The following is a 14,480-nucleotide window of genomic DNA, read 5'->3' as shown; positions in this document are numbered from 1 at the left end:
CCATCCTCGCGCCTCGTGCGGCCCGCGCGCACCGGGGCGCCCGCCCGTTCCCCGCCGCCGGAAATCAATCATCCGTCAGATGATCACAACAACTCATGAACATGTCGGTTTCTCTATCCACACACTTTATTCACCCCTGATTCCACGTCCGGACGCGACGAAATTCCCACCCCCCAGGGCGTTCCGATATGCCCCATTCAAGGGGGATGAATCCAGGCATTTCGGACGGTTCCCCACGGTTTCACCTTTGTATTGGACGCGGACATGTAATTTCTGTGAGCCGTTTTACGAATTGCGATCCGGGCGTCTAGGGTGCTTTGAATGTTCCAAGCTCCGAACGTATTTCAGAGGGCCCCGCTCCCGTCGGCGACCCGGGAGTCGGAGCCCAGACACCGAGGGCCGAAGGCCGCCGCGGCGGCGCCTCCCACGACGACGGAGCAGAAGCCTCCGGCGGCCGTCCCGGCGAAACGGCGGGACGCCTACTTCGACAACGTGAAATATCTCGCCATCGTGCTGGTGGCGATGGCGCACGCCTGGGAACCGGTGATGGAGGGAAGCCGGACCACCCGCGCGCTCTACATGGTCGCGTACACCTTTCACATGCCGGCGTTCATCATCGTCTCCGGCTATTTCTCCCGCTCGTTCGACATGTCGGCCGCCAAGGTGAAACGCCTGGTCACCGGGGTCGCCGTGCCCTATGTGGTGTTCGAGACGGCGTATTCGCTGTTCAAGCGGTACGCGGGCGACTCGCCCGATCATCCGGTCAGCCTGATCGACCCCTGGTATCTCACCTGGTTCCTGGTCGCGCTGTTCATCTGGCGGATCACCACGCCGCTGTGGCGGACGCTGCGTCATCCGCTTCCGGTGGCGCTCGTCATCGCCATGCTCGCCTCCCTCTCGCCGACGATCGGCGACGATCTCGACCTCCAGCGCGTGCTGCAGTTCCTGCCCTTCTTCGTCCTCGGTCTCCAACTGAGGCCCGAGCACTTCGACCTGGTGCGCCGCCGCGAGGTGCGGATGCTCGCCCCGGCGCTGTTCGCCGCGGCCGTGGTCTTCGCGTACTGGGCGGCGCCCCGGATGCGGCTGGGCTGGTTCTACCGCAGCAACAGCGCGCAGGAGATGGGCGCCCCGTGGTGGTCCGGCCCGGTGATGACGCTGCTGATGTTCGGCTGCGCGACGCTGCTCACCGCCGGCTTCCTGTCCTGGGCGCCGCGCCGCCGCACGTGGTTCAGCGTGCTCGGCGCCGGGACCATCTGCGGCTACCTGCTGCACGGGTTCCTGGTCAAGGGCGCCGAGTACGCCGGGCTGTTCGACGCCTGCGCCTGGCTGTCGACGCCCCCCGGGCTGGTGCTGGTCTCGCTGGTCGCGGCCGGCGCGGTGACGCTGATGTGCACGCCCCCGGTGCGGCGGCTGCTGCGGCCGGTGACCGAGCCCGAGCTGGAATGGGCGTTCCGGCGCGGCTCCGCGACCGCCGGACGCTGAGGACCGCCGGGCGCTGAGGACCGCCAGGCGCTGATTCCGCGCCCTCCGTACGGTCGCGGACCGCGCGGCCCGCGACCGTACGGGAAGGACCGGTCCGGGCCGCTCCTCTTCCGGACCGGCCCTCCCCCGAGTCGGCGCTCCCCCAGGTCGGCGCTTCCGGTCAGTCCTCCGCCGTGTTGGCTTGAATCGTTCGCCCGGCGGGCGGTTCACCTGGGGTGAGACCGAGCAGTCGCCGGACGTGTGCATACTTCTCGGCCAACCGGGTACGCGTCGCCGGATCCAGGGCGGCGAGGCGGTCCGGGTCGGCGTTGTGCGCCAGGTCGGACTCCTTGACCAGCAAGGCGCCCGGGGTGTCGAGGATGCGCCGGGTGTACGGGCCGAGGTCCTCGCCGTCCCTTCTGGTGACGGCGAGGACCATGTCCTTGACCTCCCGCGGCAGCGCCGCCCCGGCCAGCCACTCCTCCGACAGGACGTGGTCCTCGACGGCGTCGTGCAGCCAGGCCGCGGCGATCTGGTCGTCGCTCCCGCCCCTGGCCCGGACGCCCTCGGCGACGGCGTGGAGATGTTCCGCGTAGGGGCGTCCCGCCTTGTCCGTCTGCGCCCGGTGGGCCGCGCGGGCGATCGCCTCGACTTCGGCCAGGTCCAGATTTCCGTGTGGCGTGGTCATGACCCGACCTTACGGACGGGCGGCCGTCCCGCGCAGGGCCGCCCGGGCCGGAATCGTCGCGGCGGCGAGCCCGAGCCCGATGATCGCGGCGACGAAGGCCGCGTACAACATCGGCGGGATGTAAGGGGGTTGGCCGGTCAGCCCCTTCATCATCGGGTTCAGCGTGGCCAGCGCGATGGCGGTGCCCAGTCCGGCCCCGGCGACGGTGACCAGCAGCGCCTCCCAGCGGATCATGCCCATGATCTGGCGGCGGGTGGTGCCGACGAGGTGGAGCACGGTCAGTTCGCGGCGGCGGTCGAGGACGGTCATCACCAGGGTGTTGACGGCGGCGACGGCGGCGAATCCGCCGAGGACCGCGGCCATGACGGCGTTGGCCCAGGCGTTGAGCTCGCGGTCGCCGTCCCGCGCGACGGCGTATCCGGAGGCATCGGTGACGGCGCCGAGCGCGGCGAGGCCCCGGGCGGCGGCGGGGGTCGCCCTCACCAGCAGTTCGGAGGCGTACGGCGAGGTCACGTGGGTCCGCAGGTCGGCGGCGGGCAGCGTGACGAGGCCGGTGCCCAGGCCGCGGCCGTAGACGGCGACGATCTTCGGTGACGCCTTGGCGCCGTCCGGGAGGCGCAGTTCGAGGCGGTCGCCCGTCGTCCGGCCGGTGGAGTCGGCGAGGGTGACGTCGATGGCCGCGGTGCCGGGACGCAGGGCGCTCAGCGATCCGCTCCGGACGTCGAGGTCCTGGACCTCGGTCAGTGCCTCCCCGGTGCCGATGACGCCCTGGACGGGGGTGTTCCGGAGCATCCGTTCGCCGCCCGAGCCGGCCGGCACCAGGACGGAGGTGCGGAGCAGCCCGACGGCCGCGGAGACCCCGGGCGTGGCGGCGGCGCGTCCGGTGGCGTCGGAGGCGAGCCCCGAGGGGGCGGTGACGACGTGGTCGGCGATGACGGCGTCGCGCTGCTGACGGGCGATCACCCGGTCCTCGCTGGTGTGCATGAAGACGAGCGTGGAGGCGAAGGCCATGGCGAGCACGATCGGGGTGATCGCGGAGGCCAGCCGACGGGAGTTCGTGAGGGAGTTGGCGGCGGCCAGCGAGCCGGCGGCTCCCGCGCCGCGCAGCGGGAGTCCGATGACCGCGGCGCAGATCCGGGCGATCAGCGGGCCGAGCAGGGCGACGGCGAGCATGAAGAGCATCACGACGCCGAGTGCGGCGTTCGCCGCGTCCTCGCCGCTGCCGGCGCCCGCGACGCCGGCGAGGACGAGGCCGCCGACGAGCGCGGCGACGCCGAGCGGGGTCCGGATCCAGCCGAACGGCGGGGGTTCGACCGCAGACTGCGCGAGGGCGAGCCCGGGCCGGGTCCTGGAGGGGCGGCGGGCGGCGAGGTGACCGGCGACCAGCGCGGTGAGCATGGTGGTGGCCGTGGCGATGGCCAGGGGCAGCCAGGAGACGTGCAGGACGACCGCCTCGGGGAGGGCGCCCTTGTCCCGGAGCTGTCCGAACCACCAGTGGGCCAGGGCGGCTCCGGGCAGGCAGCCGAGCGCCCCGGCGAGCGGGGCGATGAGCAGCGACTCGGTGGCGACGGCGCGGCGCAGCTGCCGGGGGGTGGCCCCGATGGCGCGCAGCATGGCGAACTCCCGGCCGCGCTGCCCGATGGAGAGGGCGACCGTTCCGGCGGCGGTGAAGACGGCGACCACGGTGGCGACGCCGCCGAAGGAGCCGCCGATCCCGGTGAGGAGTTCCCGGGCGCCGGCGAGGGCCGGTTCCTCGACGGCTCCGCGCTCGTCGCCGGTGCGGACGCGGGCGCCGGAGGTGTGGCCGACGCTCGCGCGCACCCGGTCGGCGAGGGCGGTGGCGGAGACGCCCGGCTCCGGGAGCACGGCGATGGCGTCGATCCGGCCGGGGTGGCCGGAGAGCCGCACGGCCTCGTGGTCGGCGAACCAGACGGCGCCGGCGGCGCCGCCCTCGGCGGGGACGGTGCCCGCGACGCGGAAGTCCCGGGGGCCGGCGGGGGTGTCGAGGGTGACGGTGTCGCCGGTCCGGATCTCGGTGCCGGTGCGCTGCCGGCCGCCGGCCCGGTCCTCGGCGCCGACCCCGTCCTCGGCACCGGCCCGGTCCTCCGCGCCGGTGCGGTGCCGGGTGTCGGCGGGCAGGACGACCTCGCCGGTGCGGGGCGCGCCGCCGGTGAGCAGCCGGGTGCCGGTCAGGGCGGCGGAGCCCCAGCCGTGGGCGGTGAGCGGGGCGCCCTCGTGGTGTGCGAGGAAGCCGACGTCTGCGATCGCGGCGGCCACGCCGGGCGCCGCGGCCACCTCGCGCGCCAGGGACTCGGGGAGCCGTGCGGTGTCCGGTACGGGCGCTCCGGCGTCGTACGCGCCCTCGCCGCGGCCGACCGTCAGCGGGGACCACTGGTCGGCGGCGACCACCACGGGCGCCTTCGCGTAGCGGCCCGCCGGGACGGAGGCGCGCAGACCGGTCTCCAGCAGGATGCCGCAGGCGGAGACGATCGCGGCGGCCAGCAGCAGGGCGACGAACGTGCCGGCGAACGACGCGGGCCGGAAGCGGACGGCGGCACGGGCCAGGCCGTTGGGGAGGCGCGGGGTGAACATCAGGCGGCCGCCCCCGCGCGGGCCGTGCCGGAGAAGGCCCCGGACGCGCCCGGGGCGGTCAGCGCGGTCAGCCGGGCGGCGATCCGTCCGGGGTCGGTGCGCGGCAGGCTGTCCACGATCGCCCCGTCGGCGAGGAAGAGGACCCGGTCGGCCCAGGCCGCGGCGGCCGGGTCGTGGGTGACCACGACGACGGTGGCCCCGAGCTCGTCCACCGCGTGCCGGAGCAGGCCGAGGATCTCGGCGGCGGTGGTGGTGTCGAGCGCGCCGGTCGGCTCGTCGGCGAAGATCACGTCGGGCCGGGTGATCAGGGCGCGGGCGATGGCGACGCGCTGCTGCTGTCCGCCGGAGAGCAGGCCGGGGCGGCGGCCGCCCTTGTCCCCGAGGCCGACGCGGGCGAGGAGTTCGGCGGCCGCCTGCCGGCTGCGGGCGGCGCCGGGGCGCTGGCCGGCCAGGCGCAGCGGCAGCAGGACGTTCTGCTCGACCGTCAGGGACGGGAGCAGGTTGAACGCCTGGAAGACGAAGCCGACGCGGGTGCGGCGCAGTTCGGTGAGGCGGTGCTCGTTCATCCCGGTGATCTCGGTGCCGCCGAGGCGGACGGAGCCGGCGGTGGGCCGGTCGAGTCCGGCCGCGCACTGCAGGAAGGTCGACTTCCCGGAGCCGGAGGGGCCCATGACCGCGGTGAAGCCGGCGCGCGGGAGGGCGAGGTCGATGCCCCGCAGCGCGTGCACGGCCGAGGCGCCGCGGCCGTACTGCCGGCGGACCCCGCGCAGTTCGACCGCGATGTCCGCTCCGGCGGCGGTGTGCGCTCCGGCGGCGTCTGGGAGGCCGGGCCGCCGGTGGGCGTCCGCCGGGCGCGCCGGGGCGCCGGGTGACCCCGCCGCCGTCGGCGCGCCGACCGCGTGCCCCTCGTCCGGCTTCGCCCCGTTCCACTGCCGCGCGCCCGGCCCGTGCGTCCGCGGCCCGTGCCCGTCCGGTTTCCGCGCGCCCGGTCCGGTGCGTCGCAGCCCCATGATCTCCGCCTTCCGTCGTTCACCGACCGGTCCTCCGGCCGGCGATTCGAACGTACGGATCACGGACGGTCGTCGGCCATGGCGGCTGCTGGCGCATCGAGGGTGGGGCAAACCCCAGGCCGGGGTCCAGGAGTCCCGGGGTCATAGTTGCAACGTCAATCGTTCGGTAAACTAATTACTGACGACTTCTTGACGCTCTCTTGACCCAAGCGAAGGATCAGGCTCATCGGACACGCGGACACGCTCATCGCCATGGGCGGCGCCTTCCTGGCCGCCGCCGTTCTCGCCCGCGTCGGCAGCCGTATCGGACTGCCGACCATCCCCCTCTTCATCCTGGCCGGGATCCTGCTCGGCCCCCACACCCCGGGCATCGTGCTGGTCGCCGACCCGCACGACCTGGAGATGCTCTCGGCGCTCGGCCTGGTGCTGCTGCTCTTCTACCTCGGCCTCGAATTCCATCTCGACGACCTCAAGGCCGGCGGCCGCAGGATGGCCGTCGCGGGCTCCGTCTACCTGCTGCTGAACGTCGGCGCCGGGCTCGGCTTCGGCTTCGCGCTGGGCTGGGGCACCTCGGAGGCCCTGGTCATGGCCGGGGTGATCGGCATCTCCTCGTCGGCCATCGTGACCAAGATCCTCGTCGACACCAGGCGACTGGGGAACCCGGAGACCAAGACGATCCTCGGGATCATCGTCGTCGACGACATCTTCCTCGCCCTCTACCTCGCCGCGCTCCAGCCGATCCTGTCGCGCTCGGACAGCCTCGGCGCCGCGGTGCTCGACGGCGGCAAGGCGTTCGGCTTCCTGCTGCTGCTGGCGCTCACCGCCCGGTTCGGCACCAGGCTCGTCAGCCGACTCATCCACACCTCGGACGACGAGCTGCTGGTCATCTCCTTCCTCGGCGCCGCCGTGTTCGTCGCCGGGGTGTCCGAGTGGTTCGGGGTCGCGGACGCGATCGGCGCGTTCATGGTGGGCCTGATGCTGGGCAGCACGACGTCGGGCGGGCGCATCCTCAAGCTGGTCCATCCGCTGCGCGACGCCTTCGGCGCGATCTTCTTCTTCGCCTTCGGCCTCTCCATCAACCCCGGCGACCTGCCGGGGGTGGTGTGGCCGGTGCTGGCCGCCGTGGTGCTGACCGTGCTGATGAACGTGCTCTCCGGGATGGCCTCGGCGCGGGTCTACGGCTTCGGCGCACAGGCCGCGGCGAACATCTCCACCACGCTGACGGCCCGCGGCGAGTTCGCGCTGATCCTCGCCACGATGGCGGCGGGCGCGGGACTGGACGAGCGGCTCCCGCCGTTCATCGCCGGATACGTGCTCGTCCTCGCGGTGCTGTCGCCGCTGTCCGCCGGGCGCTCGCACTGGCTGGCCCGCGTCCTGCCGGGCGGCCGCGACCGGGACGGGGACGGGGGCCGGGGCGATGACGCCGGCGCCGAACGGATGCCGGTCCCGGCCTGAGCCGGCGCGCGCCCGGCCGCTCCGTCCGCGTACGGAACGGCGGCGCACCGACCGCCGCGGTCCGGACCGGTCCGGACCGCCGGCCGGACCACGCCCCGCCCGGAACCCGGCCGCCCCGCCCGGGCGGCGGCCGCCCCGCCCGGGCGGCGGGCGCCCCGCCCGGGCGGCTCGCGCGTCTCAGGCCGTGCGCGACAGCAGCAGCAACGCCCGGTCGTCGTTGACGTCCTTGGCGCACGCCTCGATCAGATGCCAGGCCGCGCCCTCGAAGCCGGTGGCGACATAGCGGTCGGCCTCGCCGGTCAGCCGGTCGATGCCCTCCGCGATGTCCCGGTCGGACGCCTCCACCAGGCCGTCGGTGAACAGCATCAGCACGTCGCCGGGGGCCAGCGAGCCCTTCACGGCGTCGAACTGCGCCCCGTCGTACACCCCGAGGAGCGGCCCCTCGGCCGCCATCTCCTCCCACTGCCCGCTGCCCGAGTGGAGCTGGAGGGCCGGCGGATGGCCCGCGGAGAAGAGTTCGTAGTCGCCGGATTCGAGGTCCAGGACCAGATGGATCGAGGTGGCGAAGCCCTCCTCCCAGTCCTGGCGCAGCAGATAGCCGTTGGCGGCCGGGAGGAAGCCGTGCGGCGGCAGCGAGCCGAGGAGACCGCCGAAGGCCCCGGACAGCAGCAGGGCGCGGGAACCCGCGTCCATGCCCTTGCCGGAGACGTCGGTGAGCACCGCCTCCAGGGTCCGCCCGCCGTGGGTGCGGGCGGCGACGACGAAGTCGCCGGAGAACGACTGCCCGCCCGCCGGGCGCAGCGCCATCTCCCGGTGCCAGCCCTGCGGCAACCGGGGCAGCGCGCTCTGCACCCGGATGCGTTCGCGCAGGTCGAAGAGCATGGTGCTGCCGCGCCGCCACGGCACGCCGACCCGGGCCCGGAACTGGGCGAGGACCAGCCCGAAGAAGCCGCAGGCCGCCACCACGAGCACGACGCCGGGCGTCACCCGGGCCGGGCCGTCCTCGTACGGGCCCAGCCCGAGCGACTCCACGATCAGGGCCGCGGCGGCGGTCGCGTACAGACCCAGCAGGCTCGCCGGGCGCAGCAGCAGGCCGCCCGCCACGATCGGCAGGCCCAGCGCCGCCGGCGAGAACCACACCGGGTTCAGCAGGGTGGCGCAGGTGACGGCCGGAACGACGAGCAGCAGACCGACCAGCGCGATCCAGTCGGATCCGTCGCCGCGGAAGTAGTCGACCCCGGATTTGCGCAGCGCGATGCGCGCCCGGTGCACCGATTTCCTCCATCGGGCCGGGTACATATCTGCTCCTGCGCGTCGGGCCATTGCGGGGACCCTATCCACCCGACGGCTTCCGGTGCAGGGGGACCCCGTGACAATGCGTTCGAAATCGGGTCGACCGGGTGTTGCGTGCCTGGTAGGCATGGACCATGACTACCGAGCTCCGCGTACTGCGCCCCTCCGAGTGGAACCAATGGTTCGAGTGTCTGGAACTCGCGTTCGGCGGTGTCGCGGAGCCACCGGAACAGCGTGAGCTGGACGAACAGCTGACCGAGCACGAGCGGTCGCTCGGCGTCTGGGACGGCTCCGAGGTCGTCGCCACGGCGGGGGCGGCCAGCTTCCGGGTCGCCGTGCCCGGCGGGGCGTTGGTGCCCGCCGCCGGGGTCACGATGGTGAGCGTCGCCTCCACCCACCGCAGGCGCGGGCTGCTGACGTCGATGATGCGCCGGCAGCTCGACGACGTCCGGGCGCTGGGCGAGCCGCTCGCCGTTCTGACGGCGTCCGAGCCGGCGATCTACGGCCGGTTCGGCTACGGCGCGGCCACCCGGCAGATGTCCCTGACGATCGACACGGACCGGGTGCGGCTGACGGTGCCGGAGGGCACGGACGAGGTACGGCTGCGCCGCGCGACGCCGGACGAGGCGACGGCGGCCTGCGAGAGCGTGTACGACCGGCTGGTGGCCGGCCGGCCCGGCACCCCGGCGCACGGCCCCGGCTGGGAACGGAAGCCGATGGTCGACCCGCCGGGCGAGCGGCAGGGGGCGTCGGCGCAGCAGTGCGTGCTGGCCGAGCGGGACGGCGAACTCGTCGGCTATGTCACGTATCACATCAAGCCCGAGTGGGAGCCGTCCGGCCCCAAGGGCACGGTGACGGTGAAGGACCTGGGCGCGCTGGACCCGGCGGCGTACGCGGCGCTGTGGCGGTTCGTCTTCGACATCGACCTGACGTCGACCGTCGTGGCCAGGAACCGGCCGGTCGACGACGCGGTGCTGCATCTGGTGTCGGACGTGCGGCGGTGCAACATCCTGATCCGGGACGCGCTCTACGTACGGCTGGTGGAGCTGGGCGCGGCGCTGGAGGCCCGGACATACCAGGCGCCGGTGGACGTGGTGTTCGAGGTCGAGGACGCGTTCTGCCCCTGGAACGCGGGACGTTGGCGGCTGACGGGCGACGCGAAGGGCGCGGCGACCTGCCGGCGCACCGATGAGGCGGCCGATCTCGCGCTGTCGGCACGGGAGTTGGGCGCGGCCTATCTGGGCGGCGAGTCGCTGACCGCGCTGGCGGCGGCCGGGCGGGTGCGGGAGCTGCGCCCCGGCGCGCTGGCGGAGGCGTCGCGGGCGTTCTCCTCGGACGTCGCGCCCTGGCTGCCCCAGGGGTTCTAGGGGGGCCGGTCCCGGGGCTCGGTCGCGGCCCAAGGCTCAGGCGCGTTGGCAGCCCGGGCACCAGAAGAGGTTGCGGGCGGCGAGTTCGGCGGTGCGGATCTCGCCGCCGCAGACGTGGCAGGACTGCCGGGCCCTGCGGTAGACGTACACCTCGCCGCCGTGGTCGTCGACGCGTGGCGGGCGGCCCATCGCCTCCGGGGTGTGCTCGGGGCGGACCGTGTCGATCCGGTTGTTCCGCACGCCCTCGCGCATCAGCGCCGCCAGGTCGGCCCAGATCGCGTCCCACTCCGCGCGCCGCAGGTCCCTGCCCGCGCGGTACGGGTCGATGCCGTGGCGGAAGAGCACCTCCGCGCGGTACACGTTGCCGACGCCCGCGACGACCTTCTGGTCCATCAGCAGCGCCGCGACGGTGATCCGGCTGCGGGAGATCCGCCGCCAGGCCCGCTCGCCGTCCTCGTCGGTCCGCAGCGGGTCCGGGCCGAGACGGTCGTGTATCGCGTCCTTCTCGGGCTCGGTGATCAGCGCGCAGGTGGTGGGGCCGCGCAGGTCCGCGTGGTGGTCGTCGGTCAGCAGCCGCAGCCGGACCGTGTCGGCGGGCGGGGGCGCCGGGGCGACTCCGAAGCCGAGCTTGCCGAAGAGGCCCAGGTGGATGTGGACCCAGCCGAGTTCCCCGAAGCCGAGGAAGAGGTGCTTGCCGTGGGCGTCGACGCCGGTGAGCGTCCGGCCGTCGAGCAGCGCGGCGCTGTCGGAGAACTTGCCCTGCGGGCTGCTCACCCGCACCCGCCGCCCGGCGAACCGGTCCCGGTGGTCCGCCGCGAGGCGGTGGATGGTGTGTCCCTCGGGCACTGCGGCGGCTCTCCTCGGTGACGTGGCCCCGGCGACGGCGCTCGCGTCGCCGGGGCGTGGCGGTAGGACGGTGCTGCGGTGGTGCGGGGACATGACGGTGCCGCCGGCGAACCGGCGGCACACGGGACGGTCGTCGGTCAGCCCTGCTGCGGGTGGTGGGCCGGGATCGGCGGCAGCTCGCCGGTCGTCTCGTACGCCGTCAGCATCTCGATGCGGCGGGTGTGACGCTCCTCACCGGAGTACGGCGTGGCCAGGAAGATCTCGACGAACTTGGTGGCCTCGTCCACCGAGTGCATCCGGCCGCCGACGGCGATCACGTTGGCGTTGTTGTGCTCGCGGCCCAGGGCGGCGGTCTGCTCGCTCCAGGCGAGCGCGGCGCGCACGCCCTTGACCTTGTTCGCGGCGATCTGCTCGCCGTTGCCGGAGCCGCCGATCACGATGCCGAGGCTGTCCGGGTCCGCGGCCGTCCGCTCGGCGGCGCGGAGGCAGAACGGCGGGTAGTCGTCCTGGGCGTCGTAGATGTGGGGGCCGCAGTCGACGGCCTCATGGCCCTGGGCCTTCAGCCACTCGACGAGGTGGTTCTTGAGTTCATAGCCGGCATGGTCCGAGCCGAGGTACACGCGCATGTTCCGAGTGTGGCACGAGCGACGCCGGGCAGCCTTCAGCGGGGTGGGCGTCGTTCACCGACCGCAGCCGAACCGTTCCGCTGGGCGAGCGGGACGCCGGCCCTCGTCCTGCGCGCGGCGCCTGTGGAGTTCGTGTGCGGCACCGGTGTGGGGAATGCCTCACCGGCAAAGAAATCGGAATGAAGGGTTCCGTTCATGATGCCGGAAGAGCTTCAATGCACCCACGTCCCGCCCACGTCGTCCGTGGCCGGGACGACCGCGCCCCACCGCGGTATCCGTAGCCGAGCGACCGCGCCCCACCGCGGCTTCTCGCCCGGCGGGCGGGGCGTGCACGAGCGATCGGCACACGTAAGGACTCGATTCCATGACGTCGAAGACGACTCCGACCGGGCACCGGCCCGGCGCACCGGACCGGTCGGACGGGCCGGACCCGTCGGGTTCCTCCGACGGACTGCGGGCGGGTCTCAAGAACCGGCACCTCTCGATGATCGCCATCGGCGGAGTCATCGGCGCGGGCCTCTTCGTCGGCTCCGGCACCGGCATCGCCGCCGCGGGACCGGCCATCCTGATCTCGTACGCCCTGGTCGGCATGATGGTCGTCTTCGTCATGCGGATGCTCGGCGAGATGGCGGCGGCCCGCCCCAGCTCCGGTTCCTTCTCCGCCTACGCCGACCAGGCGCTGGGGCGGTGGGCCGGTTTCTCGATCGGCTGGCTGTACTGGTTCTTCTGGGTCGTGGTGCTCGCCGTCGAGGCTACGGCGGGCGCCAAGATCCTGGAGGGCTGGGTGCCGGGCGTCCCGCAGTGGGCGTGGGCGCTGATCGTGATGATCGTCCTGACCGCGACGAACCTGGTCTCGGTCGGGTCGTACGGCGAGTTCGAGTTCTGGTTCGCCGGGATCAAGGTCGTGGCGATCGGCGCGTTCGTGATCGTCGGGCTGCTCGCGGTCTTCGGAGTGCTGCCGGGCTCGGACAACCCGGGCGCGGGCTTCGCTCACCTCACCGACGCCGGCGGGTTCTTCCCCAAGGGGCCCGGCGCGATCCTCACCGGCGTGCTGATGGTCGTCTTCTCCTTCATGGGCAGCGAGATCGTCACCCTCGCCGCCGGCGAGTCCGAGAACCCGCAGCGCGCCGTCCAGAAGGCCACCAACAGCGTGATCTGGCGGATCGCCGTCTTCTACCTGGGCTCGATCTTCGTCGTGCTCACCCTGCTGCCGTGGAACGACGCGTCGCTCCTGAAGGACGGCAGCTACGTGGCCGCCCTGAACTCGATCGGCATCCCGCACGCCGGGCAGGTCATGAACGTCATCGTGCTGACCGCCGTGCTGTCCTGTCTGAACTCCGGCCTCTACACCGCCTCGCGGATGGCGTTCTCGCTGGGCGAGCGCGGTGACGCGCCGAAGGGGTTCGCGCGGGTGAACAAGCGGGGCGTGCCCCAGGCGGCCATCCTCTCGTCGGTCGTCTTCGGCTTCGTCGCGGTGTTCTTCAACTACCAGTGGCCCGACACCGTCTTCCAGTTCCTGCTGAACTCGTCGGGCGCGGTCGCGCTGTTCGTCTGGCTGGTCATCTGCTTCACCCAGTTGCGGATGCGCGGCATGATCCTGCGCGAGTCGCCGGAGAAGCTGGTCGTGCGGATGTGGCTCTTCCCGTATCTGACCTGGGCGACCATCGCGATGATCTCGTTCGTCCTGGTGTACATGCTGACCGACGCCGACGGGCGGCAGCAGGTGCTGCTCTCGCTGCTGGTCGCGGCGCTGGTGGTGGCGATCGCGCTGGTGCGCGACGCACGGCACCGGAAGGCCGCGGCGAGCGGGGCGGTCCTCGCGGCCGGCGTCGCTGCTCCGGCCGGGGCCGAGGCCGCTCAGGCGGTGGGGGCCGCGCCCGCCGCGGGTTCCGCCCAGGAGGCCGGGGCCTGAGAAGCCCGTGTTCCCGGGCCCGGCACCCCGGGGCCCGGGAACACGCGAGAGGCTCGCCCGACCGTGCTGTCACGGTCGGGCGAGCCTCTTCGTACGTGTTCGTACGTGTCCGCGGGGACGCCGGTTCGTACGTGTTCGCGGGGACGCCGGGCGGGAGCCTCTTCGTACGCGTCCGCGGGAGGGGGTCAGCCCCGGCGGCCGGCCAGCTTCCAGGCCGCGGGCAGCGCGCCCATCGCGAGCGCCGCCTTCAGCGCGTCGCCGATCAGGAACGGCACCAGGCCGGCCGCGACGGCGGCGCTCGCCGACATGCCGGTGGAGAGCGCCAGGTACGGCACGCCGACCGCGTAGATGACCGCGGAGCCCAGCACCATCGTGCCCGCGGTGCGCAGCACGGAGCGGTCCCCGCCCCGGCGGGCGAGACCGCCGACGACGGCGGCGGCGAGCATCATGCCGAGGACGTAGCCGAACGACGGGAAGCCCATCCCGGACCTGGCCTCGGCGAACCACGGCATGCCGGCCATGCCGACGAGCGCGTAGACGGCGAGGGAGAGGAAGCCCCGGCGGGCGCCGAGCGCGGTGCCGACGAGGAGCGCGGCGAAGGTCTGGCCGGTGACCGGGACCGGGGAGCCGGGGATCGGGACGGCGATCTGGGCGGCGATCCCGGTGAGCGCGGCGCCCCCGAGGACCAGGGCCGTGTCGACGGCGTAACGGTGCCCGGCGGCGGGCAGCAGGTCGGCGAGGACCGCTCCGGTACGGGCAGGGGCGGCGGCAGCAGTGCTCATCGAAACTCCGCGGGAATGAGGACGGACGGGACGGACGGAGCCGACGTTAGCCCACGGGCCGACGGCCGATCACCATCAGCGGCTGACAAAGCGACGGTCGAGGCATTGGTGCGGTTCACACAAAGGGCCGCTCGCAATCGTCCGGTGACGTGATGCTCGTCACTGAGGTGGGGGCGGCCCGCCTCGCGATCGCTTCGCGTGCCCGGCGGGCCGAGAACTGTAGGTTCTCACCAAAAGGCCCTCCGGGAGCAGGCGTCGGCCACCACAGGCCCGCGGCGACCGGCGCCACCCTGTGCCGATATGTGCACCGTGTGTGAGCATCGTGCCCGTATGGCGGACACCGGTTCCCAGCGGGTGGTGCGCGCGCCCAGACTGTGCCCGCACCTTTCCCCACGACACCACCCCATATCCCCCCAATTCACCGTCCCCGGCGCGTCCTCGCCCGAAC

At 73.3% G+C, this 14,480-nt stretch carries 11 protein-coding genes; 4 read left to right on the top strand and 7 right to left on the bottom strand.

Going from position 1 to position 14,480, the window contains the following annotated elements; genetic code table 11:
* The first annotated feature begins 321 nt into the window (after positions 1-321).
* Positions 322-1,482, top strand: coding sequence for an acyltransferase family protein (locus WA762_RS15750; protein WP_335936329.1), 1,161 nt, complete (start codon positions 322-324; stop codon positions 1,480-1,482).
* 160 nt (positions 1,483-1,642) lie between these two features.
* Here the strand turns inward: WA762_RS15750 and WA762_RS15745 are convergent, their stop codons facing one another.
* From WA762_RS15745 to WA762_RS15735, 3 genes are read right to left on the bottom strand one after another with little or no spacing between them, the layout of a single operon-like run.
* Positions 1,643-2,149 carry an HD domain-containing protein gene (locus tag WA762_RS15745; RefSeq protein ID WP_335936328.1) on the bottom strand — a complete coding sequence of 169 codons (507 nt, stop codon included), beginning with the start codon at positions 2,147-2,149 and terminating at the stop codon, positions 1,643-1,645.
* A gap of 9 nt (positions 2,150-2,158) precedes the next feature.
* Positions 2,159-4,741, bottom strand: coding sequence for an ABC transporter permease (locus tag WA762_RS15740; protein WP_335936327.1), 2,583 nt, complete (start codon positions 4,739-4,741; stop codon positions 2,159-2,161).
* Entirely contained in the window at positions 4,741-5,751 is a 1,011-nt protein-coding gene (locus WA762_RS15735; RefSeq protein ID WP_335936326.1) for an ABC transporter ATP-binding protein, read from the bottom strand. Before WA762_RS15735 ends, WA762_RS15740 begins: the two co-directional genes overlap by 1 nt.
* A 252-nt stretch (positions 5,752-6,003) precedes the next feature.
* On the opposite strand from WA762_RS15735, the gene WA762_RS15730 reads away from it, so the two are divergent.
* Positions 6,004-7,206 (top strand): cation:proton antiporter, encoded by a 1,203-nt coding sequence (locus WA762_RS15730; RefSeq protein ID WP_335936325.1) that lies wholly within the window; start codon positions 6,004-6,006, stop codon positions 7,204-7,206.
* 177 nt (positions 7,207-7,383) lie between these two features.
* On the opposite strand, the gene WA762_RS15725 is transcribed toward WA762_RS15730, so the two are convergent.
* A complete protein-coding gene (locus WA762_RS15725) occupies positions 7,384-8,529 on the bottom strand; it encodes a PP2C family protein-serine/threonine phosphatase (RefSeq protein WP_335936324.1) in 1,146 nt (381 codons plus the stop codon).
* Positions 8,530-8,633: 104 nt separating this feature from the next.
* Between WA762_RS15725 and WA762_RS15720 the strand changes: the two genes are divergently transcribed.
* Positions 8,634-9,866: a GNAT family N-acetyltransferase gene (locus WA762_RS15720; protein WP_335936323.1), complete on the top strand. Its 1,233-nt coding sequence runs from the start codon at positions 8,634-8,636 to the stop codon at positions 9,864-9,866.
* A gap of 36 nt (positions 9,867-9,902) precedes the next feature.
* Here WA762_RS15720 and WA762_RS15715 read toward each other — a convergent pair whose 3' ends face one another.
* Both WA762_RS15715 and WA762_RS15710 read right to left on the bottom strand, forming a co-directional pair.
* On the bottom strand, positions 9,903-10,712 hold the full coding sequence (locus WA762_RS15715; RefSeq protein WP_335936322.1) for an Fpg/Nei family DNA glycosylase: 810 nt from the start codon (positions 10,710-10,712) through the stop codon (positions 9,903-9,905).
* 137 nt (positions 10,713-10,849) lie between these two features.
* The gene (locus tag WA762_RS15710) at positions 10,850-11,338 is read right to left on the bottom strand and encodes a ribose-5-phosphate isomerase (RefSeq protein ID WP_335936321.1); all 489 of its coding nucleotides are present in this window, start codon (positions 11,336-11,338) and stop codon (positions 10,850-10,852) included.
* Between the two features lie 364 nt (positions 11,339-11,702).
* Between WA762_RS15710 and WA762_RS15705 the strand changes: the two genes are divergently transcribed.
* Positions 11,703-13,250, top strand: a complete 1,548-nt coding sequence (locus WA762_RS15705) for an amino acid permease (RefSeq protein WP_335936320.1) — start codon at positions 11,703-11,705, stop codon at positions 13,248-13,250.
* Positions 13,251-13,435: 185 nt separating this feature from the next.
* Here the strand turns inward: WA762_RS15705 and WA762_RS15700 are convergent, their stop codons facing one another.
* Positions 13,436-14,032, bottom strand: a complete 597-nt coding sequence (locus WA762_RS15700) for a biotin transporter BioY (protein ID WP_335936319.1) — start codon at positions 14,030-14,032, stop codon at positions 13,436-13,438.
* Positions 14,033-14,480: the final 448 nt, after the last annotated feature.

The sequence above is a fragment of the Streptomyces tyrfis genome (genome assembly GCF_037034285.1).
Taxonomy (GTDB): domain Bacteria; phylum Actinomycetota; class Actinomycetes; order Streptomycetales; family Streptomycetaceae; genus Streptomyces.
This window is presented reverse-complemented; position numbering and strand designations above follow the sequence as displayed.

Bases quoted from the DNA above. Each gene is read 5' to 3' on its own strand.
- WA762_RS15730 (WP_335936325.1), top strand. From the start codon at position 6,004: ATGGGCGGCGCCTTCCTGGCCGCCGCCGTTCTCGCCCGCGTCGGCAGC.
- WA762_RS15740 (WP_335936327.1), bottom strand. From the start codon at position 4,741: ATGTTCACCCCGCGCCTCCCCAACGGCCTGGCCCGTGCCGCCGTCCGC.
- WA762_RS15720 (WP_335936323.1), top strand. From the start codon at position 8,634: ATGACTACCGAGCTCCGCGTACTGCGCCCCTCCGAGTGGAACCAATGG.
- WA762_RS15735 (WP_335936326.1), bottom strand. From the start codon at position 5,751: ATGGGGCTGCGACGCACCGGACCGGGCGCGCGGAAACCGGACGGGCAC.
- WA762_RS15750 (WP_335936329.1), top strand. From the start codon at position 322: ATGTTCCAAGCTCCGAACGTATTTCAGAGGGCCCCGCTCCCGTCGGCG.
- WA762_RS15745 (WP_335936328.1), bottom strand. From the start codon at position 2,149: ATGACCACGCCACACGGAAATCTGGACCTGGCCGAAGTCGAGGCGATC.
- WA762_RS15700 (WP_335936319.1), bottom strand. From the start codon at position 14,032: ATGAGCACTGCTGCCGCCGCCCCTGCCCGTACCGGAGCGGTCCTCGCC.
- WA762_RS15705 (WP_335936320.1), top strand. From the start codon at position 11,703: ATGACGTCGAAGACGACTCCGACCGGGCACCGGCCCGGCGCACCGGAC.
- WA762_RS15710 (WP_335936321.1), bottom strand. From the start codon at position 11,338: ATGCGCGTGTACCTCGGCTCGGACCATGCCGGCTATGAACTCAAGAAC.
- WA762_RS15725 (WP_335936324.1), bottom strand. From the start codon at position 8,529: ATGGCCCGACGCGCAGGAGCAGATATGTACCCGGCCCGATGGAGGAAA.